At 41.0% G+C, this 15865-nt stretch carries 13 protein-coding genes; 5 read left to right on the forward strand and 8 right to left on the reverse strand.

Annotated elements, in window-relative coordinates:
* The 5 genes from ACYQ0N_RS12970 to ACYQ0N_RS12990 form a co-directional block, all read left to right on the forward strand.
* Positions 1-459 (forward strand): family 10 glycosylhydrolase (locus ACYQ0N_RS12970; RefSeq protein ID WP_460162942.1); only part of this gene is annotated, 459 nt, incomplete at its 5' end.
* The gene (locus ACYQ0N_RS12975) at positions 456-860 is read left to right on the forward strand and encodes a TIGR04086 family membrane protein (RefSeq protein WP_177531956.1); all 405 of its coding nucleotides are present in this window, start codon (positions 456-458) and stop codon (positions 858-860) included. The genes ACYQ0N_RS12970 and ACYQ0N_RS12975, both read left to right, overlap by 4 nt.
* Positions 861-988: 128 nt before the next feature.
* Positions 989-1126 carry a six-cysteine ranthipeptide SCIFF gene (scfA, locus tag ACYQ0N_RS12980; RefSeq protein ID WP_177531957.1) on the forward strand — a complete coding sequence of 46 codons (138 nt, stop codon included), beginning with the start codon at positions 989-991 and terminating at the stop codon, positions 1124-1126.
* Between the two features lie 73 nt (positions 1127-1199).
* Positions 1200-2564 (forward strand): thioether cross-link-forming SCIFF peptide maturase, encoded by a 1365-nt coding sequence (scfB, locus tag ACYQ0N_RS12985; RefSeq protein WP_460162943.1) that lies wholly within the window; start codon positions 1200-1202, stop codon positions 2562-2564.
* A 174-nt stretch (positions 2565-2738) separates the two neighbouring features.
* Positions 2739-4682 carry a substrate-binding and GGDEF domain-containing protein gene (locus ACYQ0N_RS12990; protein ID WP_177531959.1) on the forward strand — a complete coding sequence of 648 codons (1944 nt, stop codon included), beginning with the start codon at positions 2739-2741 and terminating at the stop codon, positions 4680-4682.
* 29 nt (positions 4683-4711) lie between these two features.
* Here the strand turns inward: ACYQ0N_RS12990 and ftsH are convergent, their stop codons facing one another.
* The 8 genes from ftsH to ACYQ0N_RS13030 all read right to left on the reverse strand — a co-directional run bounded on the left by ftsH (position 4712) and on the right by ACYQ0N_RS13030 (position 15806).
* Positions 4712-6640: an ATP-dependent zinc metalloprotease FtsH gene (gene ftsH, locus ACYQ0N_RS12995; RefSeq protein WP_460162944.1), complete on the reverse strand. Its 1929-nt coding sequence runs from the start codon at positions 6638-6640 to the stop codon at positions 4712-4714.
* Positions 6641-6663: 23 nt separating this feature from the next.
* On the reverse strand, positions 6664-7194 hold the full coding sequence (gene hpt / locus ACYQ0N_RS13000) for a hypoxanthine phosphoribosyltransferase (RefSeq protein WP_177531960.1): 531 nt from the start codon (positions 7192-7194) through the stop codon (positions 6664-6666).
* Positions 7194-8489, reverse strand: coding sequence for a tRNA lysidine(34) synthetase TilS (tilS, locus tag ACYQ0N_RS13005; RefSeq protein ID WP_177531961.1), 1296 nt, complete (start codon positions 8487-8489; stop codon positions 7194-7196). The genes hpt and tilS overlap by 1 nt, the downstream gene beginning before the upstream one ends.
* Positions 8486-9838 (reverse strand): replicative DNA helicase, encoded by a 1353-nt coding sequence (gene dnaB / locus ACYQ0N_RS13010; RefSeq protein WP_177531962.1) that lies wholly within the window; start codon positions 9836-9838, stop codon positions 8486-8488. The genes tilS and dnaB overlap by 4 nt, the downstream gene beginning before the upstream one ends.
* 57 nt (positions 9839-9895) lie before the next feature.
* On the reverse strand, positions 9896-10342 hold the full coding sequence (gene rplI / locus ACYQ0N_RS13015) for a 50S ribosomal protein L9 (RefSeq protein ID WP_460162945.1): 447 nt from the start codon (positions 10340-10342) through the stop codon (positions 9896-9898).
* Between the two features lie 18 nt (positions 10343-10360).
* Entirely contained in the window at positions 10361-12310 is a 1950-nt protein-coding gene (locus ACYQ0N_RS13020) for a DHH family phosphoesterase (RefSeq protein ID WP_460162946.1), read from the reverse strand.
* A 52-nt stretch (positions 12311-12362) separates the two neighbouring features.
* A complete protein-coding gene (locus ACYQ0N_RS13025; protein ID WP_460162947.1) occupies positions 12363-14171 on the reverse strand; it encodes a ribonuclease J in 1809 nt (602 codons plus the stop codon).
* 510 nt (positions 14172-14681) lie between these two features.
* Positions 14682-15806 carry a phosphohexomutase domain-containing protein gene (locus tag ACYQ0N_RS13030; RefSeq protein ID WP_460162948.1) on the reverse strand — a complete coding sequence of 375 codons (1125 nt, stop codon included), beginning with the start codon at positions 15804-15806 and terminating at the stop codon, positions 14682-14684.
* Between the last annotated feature and the right edge of the window lie 59 nt (positions 15807-15865).

Consider the following 15865-nt stretch of genomic DNA (forward strand, 5'->3'; position numbering starts at 1 on the left):
GTAAAAAAGGAAAACAAAGAAGCTCTCTTCGGAATCAGTCCGCAGGGCAATATTGATTCAAATTATTCCGGTCAATACGCCGATGTAAAAACATGGGCCTCCGAATCAGGCTACTGCGATTATATTGTTCCTCAGATTTATTACGGATTTAAAAATGAAAGCTGTCCCTTTGAAGAAACGGTAAAAAAATGGAAGGATATAAATACATGCGACGATGTTTCACTTATTATAGGACTGGGAGCCTATAAAGTAGGGAACGAAGATAAATGGGCCGGAAGCGGAAAAAATGAATGGATCGAGGACAGCGGTATAATATCCAGACAGGCGGAATATTCAGCAAAAAACGATCTTGGCATAGCGATATACAGCTACGATTCCGCATTCAGCGAAAAGCTGGCCGGCGAACTATTGTATATCGCCGAAATTATTAAAAAATATTACGGCGGTGAACAGCCATGAAAAGAAACAAAAGAACCATCCGCAGACTTAAATATTATAATCTTATTTTTTCTTCCGTTTCCGGAATCGCGCTTATAACGGCTCTTATTCTTCTTTTCAGCTATGCCGCGTCAGCCGCGGGAATGTCAGACGGAATAATATCGGTCTTGGGAAGCCTTGCAATATGCTCCGGAGGATATTTTTCAGGTTTCCTTTATGGTAAACAAAAAAGGCATAAGGGAATTAAAAACGGGGTAATATGCGGAATTATAATTTATGCCGTTATTTTTTCAGCCGGAATAATTTACTTAAAAGGAATTCCTCCGTTTCGTTTAACACGCTTTCTGATTATGCTGTGTATTGCCGGAGCCGCCGGCGGAGTAACAGGCGTCAATTCAAAAATAAAACGTCCTCCCCTTTAACTATACTGAGCATACATAAAAATCATGTAATATTTGTGTATTTTTTCGGTAAAAAGCTATTGAAAAAGCTTATTGAATGTGGTATAATGTTTTCATGTTGATTATGAAAGATTTTTTTGGAGGTTTTTATGAAGCATATCAGAACTATCAATAAGGCTAATCTCAAGGAAACTGCTAAGAAAGGCGGTTGCGGTAAATGTCAGGCTTCATGCCAGTCCGCATGCAAAACTTCCTGCACAGTGGCAAACCAGAAATGTGAAAGATAATATATAAGAAGGTTTGTTTATTAAAAGGGACATCGCCATATGTCCCTTTTAAATTTTATGAGGTGAAATAAAAATGATACATAAATATAAGCTTAACGGGTATAACATAGTGCTGGATACAAACAGCGGCGGAGTTCACATAGTGGACGATATTACATACGATCTATTGGATAATGTTGAACCGCCTTTTGAAGAAAAATGTCCTGAAAAGGTTATGGAAAAGCTTTCAAGATTTTATCCGTCTGAGGAAATTATCTCCTGCTATGACGAAATAAAAGCTCTTTATAATGACAGAATATTGTTTTCAGAAGACGATTATGAAAAATTTGCCAAATATTCCGTAGCTTCTCCGATTAAGGCAATGTGTCTGCATATAGCTCACGACTGCAATCTACGCTGCGAATACTGCTTTGCTTCAACGGGAGATTTCGGTAAGGGCAGAAAGCTTATGAGCTTTGAAACAGGAAAAAAAGCGATTGATTTTCTTCTTGAAAAATCCGGAGACAGAGAAAATCTTGAACTTGATTTCTTCGGCGGAGAACCTCTTTTGAATTTTGAAGTTGTCAAACAGATAGTCGAATACGCCAGATCAAGAGAAAAAGATTACGGCAAAAGATTCAGATTCACCATTACTACAAACGGCGTTTTGCTCGACGACGATAAAATTGATTTTATAAATAAAGAAATGTCTAATGTAGTTCTTTCAATAGACGGAAGAAAGGAAGTAAACGACAAGGTAAGAAAAAGAGTTGACGGAACAGGCTGCTATGACTCTATACTTCCGAAATTTAAAAGACTTGTGTCAAAAAGAGGCGAAAAAGAATACTATGTAAGAGGTACTTTCACAAAGTATAATCTTGATTTTTCCGAAGATGTCTTTAGTCTTTATAACGAGGGATTCGACCAGATATCCGTTGAACCGGTTGTTTGTCCTCCTGAGGTTCCATATTCTCTCACAGAAAAAGAGCTTTCTCAGATTTTTAAAGAGTATGAAAAATTATCCGAAAGAATCCTTGATAATGAAAACCGCAGAAAAAAATTCAATTTCTTTCATTTTATGCTGGACCTTGACCAAGGTCCCTGCGCTATAAAACGTCTGAGAGGATGCGGATGCGGAAATGAATATGTTGCGATAACTCCGGACGGCGACATATATCCGTGTCATCAGTTTGTAGGTCTTGAGGAATTCAAAATGGGAAATCTCGACGAGGGTACTTTCAATCTTGATCTTAAAGCAGAATTTGCCGCCGCTCACGTCTATACCAAACCGGAATGTCGTCAGTGCTGGGCAAAATTCTATTGCAGCGGCGGATGCAACGCAAATAATTACATTTACGCCGGAGATATTCACAATGCTCATAAATTTTCATGCCAGCTTGAAAAAAAGCGGCTTGAATGCGCTATAATGCTGAAAGCTGCAAGACTTGACAAAGAATAATAAAAGCGGACGTTTAAACGTCCGCTTTTTTTAAAGTTATTTGTACAATTTGTAAAATCAAGTACGTTATTTTTAGAACATTTCGCCAATATTTTTGCATATTATGCAAAAACTATTTAAAATTTTGTCTAAATGTAGTATAATATAAATTGATTATGATATGGAGGAAAAAATATGAAAAATCCGATCAATATAGCGGTTGTCGTTGCCGGCATTGACGAAGAGTATCAGAATACCATACTTCTGGGGATACAGGACTTCGCCGCTGAAAAAAAAATAAATATATGCAATTTTATCGCTTTCGGCGGCATTCTGAAAAACAAACAGCATGATATGGGCGAATTCAATATATATAATCTAATAAACTTTGAAAAGTTTGACGGAGTTATATTGCTTACAAATACAATATCTTCACCCAAGATAACCAAACAGCTTTCTGAGAAAATAACTGCCGCAAATATACCGGCGGCATGCATAGATAACGATCTGAATAACTTTTATTATATAGGAATAGATAATTTCAAGGCTATGGAAAATATGGTGGAACACATTATAACTCACCACGGCGCCAGGCGTATCAATTATATTTCAGGTCCCTATGATAATCCCGAAAGCATTATGAGACTGGCAGCATATAAAAGCGTACTTGAAAAACATAATATTCCCATAGAAGAAAAAAGAATATTCCACGGATTTTTCAGAGGTCAGGACGGACGAATAGCCGTAAATCATTTTCTGGATTCAGATATGGAATTCCCGGAGGTTATAATCTGCGCTAACGATGCAATGGCTCTTTCGGCAGTTATCGAGCTTGAAAAAACCGGAAAAAAAGTGCCGGAAGACGTAATGGTAACCGGTTTTGACAATATATATATGGCAAGAAATTATTTTCCGGCTATAACTTCAGTTAAACGTCCGCTTCGTCTATCCGGATATACCGCCGCTAAAAAGGTATATGAAGCAATAAACGGAATGAATCCTGAAAGAACGGAGCTTCTTGACGCAGAATGCGTATTTTTAGATAGCTGCGGTTGCGAAAACAGCAACACATACGACAATATAATTAAATTTAAAAAGTCCTGCTATAGATGTATCGAAGCCTATAATATCGGCGTTCCTATGATAAACAGAATGTGCTGTGAATTTGAAGAATGCCTTACAATAGAAGAAAACGTAGATGTATTGAAACGTTTTATTAGTGAAATTGGCTGTGAAAAATTCGTATTCTGTCTGTGTGACGACTGGATAGACGAATATGATTCAAACGACGCTGAAATCAATTTACTCGACAGCTTTTCTCACTCAGGATACACTGAGAACATGAAGGTTCTCATTAATTATGAAAACGGCCGATTCAAAGAAAAACATGACTTTAAATCTTCGGAAATGCTGCCGGATATTTATAATTCAACCGATAAAAGCAATGTTTATTACTTTGTTCCCGTGCATTTCCGTGAAAGATGTCTTGGTTACTGTGTAATAAAAAACAGTAAATTTCCCATGGAAAGCGGCTTGTTTCAGACATGGATTATGAATGTAAGCAATTCTATTGAAAACATAAGAAAAATAGTATGTCTGGATAAAATGGTCAGCAAGCTCGACAGATTATCTGTTATAGATCCTCTCTGCCATATTTATAACCGCAACGGCTTCAGCAAGAACGCTATGCCGATATATCAGAAATGTATTCACGAATACAAGGATATCATGGTAATGTTTATTGATATGGACGGTTTGAAATATATAAACGACAAGTTCGGGCACAGCGAGGGTGATTATGCGTTGCAGCAGATCTCCGAATCTATAAAATCCGCCTGCGACCGCAATCAGATTTTTGCAAGATACGGCGGCGACGAATTTATCATTTTTGCCGACAACCACACAGACTCCGACGCCAAGGAGCTTATCGACTGCATTTATATGCATATCAAAAAGTTCAACAGGATTTCCGATAAGCCATACGCCATAGACGCCAGCATAGGTTATATAATCACCAAAGCGGATATAGATATGTCGCTTTACAAGGTTATTTCCATGGCGGATCAGGCAATGTACGAAAACAAAAAACGCCGCAAGGAAGAACGCCTTGCGGCAGGTCTTGAAAGCTTTATAAGATAAAAAAGCCTCCCCTATGGGAGGCTTTTACTTTATTTTTCTTTGTTTTCTTCTGTATTGCCTTCTTCAGACTCATTGTCCGAATCCTCATCATCATTCAGAACGCTTTCGTCAAGTTCGCCTTTCATAAGCTTTTCAAAATCAACGTCGTCAATCTTTTCATATTTCATAAGATACTTAGCAAGCAGATGGAGCTGATCCATATTTTGCTCAAGAAGATCCTTTGCACGCTCATAACCCTCTTCAATAATCTCACGCATCTCAGCGTCAATCTCAGCCGCTACGTTTTCAGAATAATTTTTAGAGCTGTTGAAATCGCGTCCCAGGAACACCTCGTTCTGATCCGTGCCGTAAACCATCGGACCCAGCTTATCGCTAAAGCCGTATTTCGTAACCATATTTCTTGCAATTGCCGTTGCACGCTCTATATCGTTTGAAGCCCCGGTTGAAATATCCTCAAGAATAAGCTTTTCTGCAACACGTCCGCCGAGCAGGGTTACAATATTTTCCTTCATTTCAGTCTTGCTTACATAAGACTTATCATGCTCCGGCAGAGACATAGTAAAGCCGCCTGCCATTCCTCTTGGAATGATCGACACCTGATGAACCTTATCCTGTGTCGGACAATGATAGGTACAAACAGCGTGACCGGCCTCATGATATGAAGTAAGTCTCTTCTCGCGTTCCGTTACCACTCTTGACTTCTTTTCAGGACCTGCTATTACCTTAATAGTCGCTTCTTCTATATCTTCCTTGATAATCGCTTTCCTATTAGCTCGTGCCGCAAGCAATGAAGCTTCGTTCACAAGATTTTCAAGATCGGCTCCCGTAAAGCCCACGGTTGTTTTAGCGATTGTTTTAAGATTTACATCCGGGGCAAGCGGCTTGTTGCGCGTATGAACCTTAAGGATCTCCTCGCGTCCCTTTATATCCGGATAACCGACTACTATCTGCCTGTCAAACCTTCCCGGACGTAAAAGAGCGGGATCAAGTATATCACGACGGTTAGTTGCGGCAATAACAATAACGCTTTCATTGCCTGTAAAGCCGTCCATTTCAACAAGAAGCTGGTTAAGCGTCTGTTCACGCTCATCGTGTCCGCCGCCTAATCCTGCGCCTCTGTGACGGCCTACAGCGTCAATTTCATCTATAAATATAATTGAAGGAGCATTTTTCTTAGCCTGTTCAAACAAATCGCGTACTCTTGACGCGCCGACGCCGACAAACATCTCGACAAAGTCAGAACCTGAAATCGGGAAAAACGGACAACCCGCTTCGCCGGCAACCGCTTTTGCAAGCAGCGTTTTACCTGTACCGGGAGGACCCAAAAGCAATACTCCCTTTGGTATTCTTGCACCGATTTCCGAGTACTTTTTAGGATTTTTGAGAAAATCAACAATTTCCTCCATCTCATGCTTTTCCTCGTCAGCTCCCGCCACGTCTGCAAAGGTAACTCTTTTTCCGTTATTATGAGCCTGATTTTTGATATTTGCCTTTCCGAAGGAAGAATATTTCCCGCCTCCGCCTGTCTGCTTCATCATAAAAAAGAACAGAGCTACGCCAAGTATCAAAAGCAATATCGATGGAACGACAGAAATGATCCAGGAATTATCCTTTATTTTCTTATAATCCTGAGCAAGAGGAGTATCAGGATGAAGCTTATTATATTCTGTTCTGTAATCCTTCGTATCTGTATCAGTATCATCAAGGAATATACTTACATTGGGAACCTCATATTTATATTCCTTGTCGTCGCCGATAAGTTTATAAACAAGCTCGCCGGTTCCCAGATCAAGCGTATATGAGCTTACCTTATATTCGTCGAAGTTCTTTATAACCTCCGAATATTCCTTTTTATCCCCAGACTGCAAAAGCTTAGGGAAAATAATAATAATCGAAATAAGCAAAACTGCCGCAATAGCAGTATAAGCGGCAATTCCTCTGTTCCTGTTAGGTGTCAATAAACCTTCACTCCATTCTTTCTCTATGTATTTTTATAAACCCCAATATAAGGCAGATTTCTGTATTCCTCATTCAGATCCATACCGAATCCTACAACAAACAGATCGGGAATTTCAAATCCGCAATAATCGGATTCAACGGGTTTTTCCCGTCTGGCCGGCTTGTCCAGAAGCGTACAGATTTTAAGCGACGCCGGGCTGCGATTTTTAAGCATACTTTTTAATTCATAAAGAGTATTTCCGGAATCTATAATATCCTCAACAATAACGACATGCCGTCCTTCTATATCACAGGTCAGATCCTTCATAACCTGAACCTTCCCTGAACTGACCGTATTACTATTATAGCTTGAAACTGCCATAAAGTCAATTTCACAAGGAATTTTTATTTTCCTTAACAAATCCGCAAAAAACATTACGGATCCTTTAAGCGGACAAATAAATAACGGATTTTTTCCCGCATACTCCTCCGTTAAAATATCACCGAGTTCCTTTATGCGTCCGGCAAGCTGCTCCTCGTTTATAAGAATGCCGCCTACGCCGCGCTCAAGCATTATATCACATCCTTTATAGTCAGATACAAGCTCTTTGAGGTATTGCAGTCAGTTTTAACTCTTTCTGCCGTCCCTATGCCCTCAATATATATAACACCGACACTGTCTGCCAGAAAGTGTATAAACGGTCTTATATCGGCTCGTATTTTTTCGTTAAGCAACTTTTTTACAGATGAAGTAAATCCATTGCCCGCCAATTTTATCCTATCGCCGTAATTTCTGCCGCGTAGTATAATATCTCCACGGACCTTTTCCAAATCTATTATACCGCCGCCGTCATTTTTTATTTCCGCCTTAACGATTTTATTTTTAAATATCGTATTATCACCCTCAGCCAGAAGTACAGACTGAGACGCGCCTATTTTGTTTTCTTTTACTATGGTAAGAACGTTCTTACGGCATACGGCGTATACGCACGAAGCTATATTTATTTTACCGCCGCATTCAAGGATTTCGTCTATACTGTTTATCCTCTCAGAGCTAACCGCAAGCTTTTTACTCTTAAGAAGCTTTGCAATACATCTTTTTCTTATAACCGGATCATATTTTTGAAGACCGCAAAGAGCGCCGTCCTCATTACATATATTATAAGCGGTTTCAGCGAATTTTTCAATAAATTTATTTTCTTCCGAAAATATTTTAAGTTCTGCACAAAAAGTTTTATAAAAGCCGCTGTTAATTTGAAGGATTTCAGGTATAATTTTATGTCTGATTCGATTCCGCGTATAATCTACGGACAGATTAGTGGAGTCTGTAATAAAATTCTGCCCTCGTTTTAAAAGATAATTTTCAACGTCATTTCTGGTTACGTCTATAAGCGGACGAATTATATTATCCCTGACGGGAGGTATGCCGCATATGCCCTTAAGACCGGTACCTCTTGCAAGATTAAGAATAACTGTTTCCGCACTGTCCGAGGCGGTATGAGCAGTTGCAAGCTTTCCGCCTGAAGCTACTTCGGCAAAAACCGAATACCTTATATCTCTTGCCGCTTCTTCAAGCGACCGTTTATTATCTGCCGCATATGCCGGTACGTCAATTCTTCTTACCGTTAATTCAACACCCAATTTTCTGCAAAGGTCACGGCAAAACTGTTCGTCTCTGTCCGATTCCTCTCCTCTGATACAGTGATTGACATGAACCGCGTAAACCTTAATATTATATTTTTCCTCCAGCTCCTTTAAAACAAGCAGTAGACATACGCTATCTGCTCCGCCGGACAGAGCCGCCGTAACGCGTTCTCCCCCTTTAAGCATACTGTATGTATCAATAGAGCCAATTATTCTCTCTGTCAAAATTTACCCTCCGCATTACTGTCGAAATCAGCGTTTGAAAATCTGGTAAATTGACCGTCCCATATAAGCTTTACTGTGCCGGTTTCACCATGACGGTTCTTTGCAACTATGCATTCAGAAACGTTAGGCTCCGCGCTTTCCTTATTATAATATGCGTCGCGGTATAAAAACATAACAATATCCGCGTCCTGTTCTATTGAACCGGATTCTCTCAGGTCTGAAAGCATCGGACGCTTATCCGGACGTCCCTCAACTCCTCGGTTAAGCTGCGACAGCAGAATAACCGGTATATCTATTTCCTTCGCAAGAATTTTAAGATTTCTGGTAATTTCTGATATACGCAAAACCTGGTTTTCTGATTTTACTGTCGATTCCATAAGCTGAAGATAGTCTATAACTATGAGTCCTATATTTTTCATACGCCTGAGCTTAGCTTTTATTTGAGGTACATTTGTTCCGGGCGTATCGTCAAGATAAAGAGGAAGACCGCACAAAACGTCCGCGCTTGAAGCAAGCCTTACCCAGTCATTTTCCGAAAGATGACCGCTTCTAAGCTTATTGGAATCAACAAGCGCCTCCGTAGACAGCATTCTTGTTGCAAGCTGCTCCTTTGACATTTCCAAAGAAAAAACTGCAACGTCCTTATCGGAATGTCTGGCAACATTTGTCGCAATATTCAGCGCAAACGAAGTTTTACCCATACCCGGACGTGCGGCAAGAATAATAAGGTCGGATTTATTAAGTCCGGTCGTTATTGAATCAAGGAGCGTAAACCCCGTTTTAGCTCCGAGAAACTTATCCTTGTCGGGACCGGAAATTTTCTGGAGCCTGTCCCATGATTCAAATATAACATCGCTTATAGGGCTTAATCCCTGAACGTCCTTTCCCTGTCTTATATCAAATATTTTCTGTTCCGCCGAATCAAGAAGAATCTGGGCGCTGCTTTGACCGAGAGTTATTTCATGAAGAAGCTCTCGCGCTACCAAAGCAAGACTTCTAATATAATATTTTTCCGAGCAAATCCGGCAGTAGCTGTCGATATTATCAACGGACGGAACCATATTGACCAAAGCCGCAAGATAATTTCTTCCCTCCTGAGCCGTTTCAAAAATACCTTCCCTGACAGCCTCGTTGAGAACCGTTATTATATCCGCCTTTATGCCGGAAGTAAACATTCTGAGCATTATATTGAAAAGCAGTCTGTGCTGTTCATTATAAAAGCATTCAGGCTTGATTTTTTCAAGCACCTTGGATATAACAGACTGATCTATTAAAATGGCTCCTAAAATAGTCTGCTCAGCTTCAAGACTATAGGGCATTTCCTTATCTGAAAAATCAGGATAATCCATAATGAAAAACTCCGTAAACACCTAAAGGCAGCCGAAATATGACCGCCTTAATTTTCTCTATTCTTCTACAACTTCAACCGTTATTGCCGCTGAAACGCCATTATAAAGCTTTATTTCAGCCTCGTAGCTGCCAAAATTTTTTATATCGCTTTTTAAGACAATTTTCTTTTTCTCAATTTTTTTCCCGAACTGCTTTTCAATTAATTCCGCTATGTTTCCCGTTGTAACAGATCCGAAAAGCCTTCCGTTTGAACCAGCCTTTGCCGCGGCAGTAATTTTTTTACCGTCGATAAGCGATTTTATATCCTCGGCATTCTGCTTTTCAACGTCTTTTTTATGCTGCTCCGCGGCTTTCTGTCCGTTTAAAACATTCATGTTTTTTGCGTTGGCTTCAACCGCCAGACCTTTACCAATGAGAAAATTTCTGGCATAGCCGTCGGCAACATTTTTTATTTCTCCTTTTTTTCCGGATCTCTTAACGTCCTGCAAAAAAATAACCTTCATTTATTTTTACGTCCTTTCTCAATCCTGATCTAAAACCTCTATCAGCATTTCCTTTGCCTTCTGTTCTGAAACGTCGGTAAGCTGCGCCGCAGCCATCGTCTGATGTCCTCCGCCGCCCAGCCTTTCCATAATCACCTGAACGTTCATAACCCCCAAGGACCTTGCTGAAATATTAACGACATCTCCGGTTTTATATATAACAAACGAAGCGTCAACCCCGCTGATTCCAAGCAGCTCGTCGGCCGCCTGAGGAGCTATTATCCTTATATCGTCAGACTTGGAGTCAGAAACAGCAATTGCGCACCTGTCGAATATTTCCGCCGTAGATATAAGCGCTGATTTTTTTCTGTACGCCTCGATGGAATTTGTAAACAAGCCCTTAACCTTAACGGTATCCGCTCCGTTCTTACGGAGATAAGCGGCCGCCTCAAAGGTTCTGACTCCAGTTTTCATTATGAAATTTTTAGTGTCGAGCATTATACCTGCTAAAAGCGCCTCGGCGTAAACCTGCGGAAGAAAGCTTACGTTTTTAAAATACTGTATAACCTCGGTCACCATTTCAGACGCCGACGACGAATAAGGCTCGTGATAGAAAATAACGGCGTCATCAATAAAATTAACTGATTTTCTGTGATGATCGATAACTATCTTGTGGACTGCCATATCGTGCAGCTCACGGCTTTCAACCAGCTCCGCATTGTGAGTATCTACTATAATCAGCAGACTGTTTTCAGAAAAATTCTCTACCGCCTGCTGCGGAGTAATCAAAAGATCCGGAATTTCGCTGTGAAGTCTTTCAATAAGACCTCCTGCAAGATTTTTTATCGGATCCACCACAAAGTATGCTTCCCCTCCGGCTTGTCTTACTGCTCCTGCAAGTCCTGCTCCGGCGCCTACAGCGTCCAGATCGGCAAACCTGTGCCCCATTATATAAACATTGTCGCTGTTATGTACCAGTTCCTGTATCGCATTAGAAATGATACGCGACTTAGCTCTGGATTTTTTTTCAACTCCGTTGGCAACTCCGCCGAAAAATCTGAATCCGTTTTCTGTTTTAACCGCCGCCTGATCTCCGCCTCGTCCCAGACACATATCCAGCGCCTGCTTTGCAAACGTTTCGCTCTCTTCAAGAGTAGAGGCTCCTCTGCCGACTCCTATTGAAAGAGTTATAATACTGCTTTTTTCGCCAATGCTGATATTTCTCGCTTTATCAAGAATTTCAAATTTTGACTGAATAATATTATTAAGATGCTGTTCCTCTATAACCGCTATAAATTTATCATGCCCAAGCTTTCTGAGAACGCCGGTAGTCTGCGACATAAAATCCTCGAGCATGGTTTCTATGGCGGCGGCCACCTGCGCCTTTTCGCTCTCCTTGAAATTTTGCAGCACATCCTCATAATTGTCGATAACCAGCAGAAGAACAGACGGCCTCGTTCTTTTATATTTACTGAAAAGCTCGGCAAATTCCGTTATATCAGTAAAGCTCATAAATATCAGCTTCTGATCGTAACGCTGCGTTGCGACCGCTCCTACCTTAAAGGATCTGTCGCCGAAAAACACCGTTGCCGCTCCCTCAAGCATAAGAGCTTTTATATCAATATCGACAGCTTTATAAATCTCTGTTCCGAATATATCATACTCCGGAATTATCTGATCGTTAAACTCCTTATTGCACCATAGAACCCTAAAGTCGCTATCAACGATAACGGAAGGCGTTTCAAAGTAATAAAGCGCCTCGTTTTCAGCGGTACCGACCGCCTCGTTGAGCTTGGCGATAAATTTGAGTGAATTTTTCTCAGCAAGCGCCAGATCTATAAAGAATATAACGGCAAAAACCGCCGTAGGAATAATAGCTACCGCAAATTTTGCTCTATCGTAATTATAAAGCATCATCGCTGATATTATGCAGGACGCTACTAGCATTATCGCAGAAATAATAAATGTAACCGGATATCTTCTTTTCAACGGATTTCACCTCCGTAAATCAAGATTTATAATATTATAAGCTAAGATATGCCTATATCTCCATTATAATCGGCAGTATCATAGGACTGCGCTTTGTTTTTTCATAAATATAATCGGAAAGAGCGTCCCTAAGCCGCGTTTTGATGGAATTCCACTCTCTAAAATCCTGTATGGAGCATGTGGCAAGAGTGGACGCCAGCAGATGGCGGGCGTTGTCTATCAGTTCCTCAGACTCTCTTACATAGACAAAGCCTCTCGATATTATATCCGGACCGGAAACAATTGTATTGCTTGCCTTTTCAATACCGACAACAACGATAATAAGCCCGTCCTGGGCAAGATGCTTTCTGTCCCTCAGAACTATTGAGCCTACGTCCCCGACGCCCAATCCGTCCACAAGCACCTTTCCGGCAGGAACCTGAGAAACAATCTTCATTTTATTTCCGTCGGTTTCTATTACATTTCCTATTTCGCCGATTATAACATTTTCCTTAGGCATACCAAGCTCTCTTGCCAATGCGGCATGCTTTTTAAGATGCTTATATTCGCCGTGAACAGGAATAAAGAACTTAGGCTTTGTAAGAGCCTGTATCAGCTTAAGCTCCTCCTGGCAGGCATGACCTGAAACGTGAACCTCGTACATCGCCTCGTAAACAACCTCTGCTCCTGATTTCATCAGCTCGTTTACAACCTTTGTTACGAATTTCTCATTTCCCGGAATAGGCGTCGCTGATATTATAATAAAATCCATAGGAGTTATATTTACTTTTTTATGATCATTCATCGCCATTCTTGTAAGAGCGGACATCGGCTCTCCCTGACTTCCGGTAGTAATAAGAATGATCTCCGAGCTGTCGTATCTGTTCATCATGTCGATATCAATGATGATACCCTTCGGAACGTCAAGATAACCAAGCTCAATGGCGGTTGAAATAACATTTATCATGCTCCTGCCGAACACGGCAACCTTCCTGCCATACTTTTCAGCGCAGTTTACTATCTGCTGAATACGATGAATATTAGAAGAGAATGTCGCTATTATTATCCTTTTTCCCTCCGCCTTTGTAAACAGCTTTTCAAAGGATTCCCCGACCTTTCTTTCAGACTGGGTATATCCCGGTCTTTCAGCGTTAGTCGAGTCGGCCATAAGAGCCAAAACGCCTTTGCTTCCAAGCTCGCCGAATCTCGTCAGGTCAATTATCTCTCCGTTAATGGGGCTGTAATCTATTTTAAAATCACCGGTATGAACTATGATACCGGCAGGCGTATGCACCGCCATTCCCACAGCGTCAGGAATAGAATGGTTTACCCTTATAAACTCAACCGCCATACACCCCATACGAACAGTTTTTCTGTGAGAAACCACGTTAAGATTGGCCTTGCCGTAAAGACCGTGTTCCTTTAGCTTTCCCTCAACAAGTCCAAGCGTAAGCTTTGTTCCGTATACCGGAACATTCACTTTTTTAAGAAGATAGGCAAGTCCTCCAATATGATCCTCGTGTCCGTGAGTCAGAACTACGCCTCTGAGCTTATCCCTGTTTTTTTCAACATAAGTAAAATCAGGTATAACTATATCTACGCCCGGCATTTCCGTATCGGGAAAAGCAAGTCCGCAGTCGATTATAAACATATCGTTGGAGCATTCTATAACGGTCATATTCTTTCCGATCTCGTTCAAGCCTCCGAGAGGAATTATTCTTACAGGCGTTCTTCTCGGCTCTCTCTTCGGCTTGGCAACCGGCGCCTTTTTTACCGGTACGGCCGGAACGGCGCTCTTGCTCTGTTCAGAAGACGCCGCGCTCCTCTTTCCCGAATACCTTTTTCTGTTATCCTGATGATTTTTGGTTGTGTTATTTTCCACTTTTTAACCTCGCTTTTCTTTTCCGGGAATGATCGTTTTTTTAACTTTAAGTAAAATGTTCTCAAGACATAGACCGTATAAATTAATACACAGACTTGGTTTTAATGGTAAATCAACCGACGTTTAAAAGTACAGCTTAAAATTCGTCCGCAGAATTATCGTAACATATTATCTCAGTTTCAGCAATAAGCAAAATTAATTGAATCAATTTCCCGGTTTATTATGTACTTCTTGTTTGGTGAAACTTTTTTCTGAATTAAATGAAAAAACGTTCCGGTCTTTTTTTCGTTCAAGACCTCTATATTTCAGGAGGCATACCCTCCTTAAAATCTAAATTAAGACGTATCCGGAATGCAACCACTCCGGATACTTATATTAAACGATTAAGAAAATAACTATGTCTATTATTTTCTTACAGCCACACAAATATACACTTTAATTATACTCTGACTTCCGATAAATGTCAAGGGAATTTTGTCGAAAACGGATTTCCGCTTACGCGCCTTTCGTTTATTTTTCAGTATTTTTTATCCTGCTTTCAATTTCTCCGCAAAGCTCTGAAGCGGTTTCCATTGAAAAGCTTTCGACGCTTAGCCATATTCCCCTGCCTGAAACCGACGGCTTAACTATTACTCTGCTCTTCTTATCTCTGAACGCAGTTCCATCAGGAGTTTTTCTCCCCTCCCAGTGATTCATAATGCTTCGTATATTATCGCCGTCGGTATTAATGAAGCGTTTCGTAGTATAAAAATCTGGAAGTTCCGAAACGGCCTGCTTCAGATTTATTTTTCTGCCGCATAGAATTCCTATTACCATAGCCGCCAGAAAAATTCCGTCAAGCGTAAAATTCTGCTCTTTCGCAAGCCTGCGGGCATGCTCGTCCTCTCTCCCGTCGCCGGACGAATAATAACGATATATCTTTCTTCCCCTGGACTTTGCATAATCCTCTGCGGCAAACGTGAAATCAAACGGAAGAGCCGCGTCCCTTCCCTGAGAAAAGATATGATTGCAGCATATGAATATAAGCTTCTCATAAGGAACAAATCCGCTTTCATCCGAATAAAGCGCCGCTTTGACGCCGTCAGGACTAAGCTGAACGACCATTTCCTTTTCTCCCTTCCGATTAAGCAGTATTTTCTCACACACAGGGGAGGACGAGCTTATTTTTATGTTATAAGGACAGTTTTCAGGTATAAGTCCCTCTATATGCTGCCTGTAAATCTCCCGAAAGCTGCGTCCGTCGGTAAGCATACCCTCGGGAACTGCCAGATCCGGAACCCTGCGCTTTGAAAGAGCTTCGGATATTATCCTCTCTTTATCCGAAGAAAGAGGGAGTCCGCCTTTTTCCCTTATGTCAAGCTTCATAAGAGGCTCGTCCTTTATATATATGCACAAACCGCATTTTGCAAGTCTTGAAGCAAAAAACAGCTCCGTTTCAAGACATCTCCCCAGAGAAATCACGCTGCTTCCGCCGGACAGCAGCCCGGAAATTACTCCCATTTCCGTCGATCTGCCCTTTTCGCTTCTTCCGACTATAATTCTTCCGGAAACCTCTGAGGCAGCGATACCCGCAAATACGGCTTCCGCAGGAGAATATCCTCCGGTTATCTGTCCTTCCTTTATTACAGCTTTCATATATAATACTCCTTTCGGTTGTTTATTCCAAAAGGAGTATTCCCGCAAACCTAAGGTTT

This window comes from Ruminococcus sporogenes, assembly GCF_054655175.1.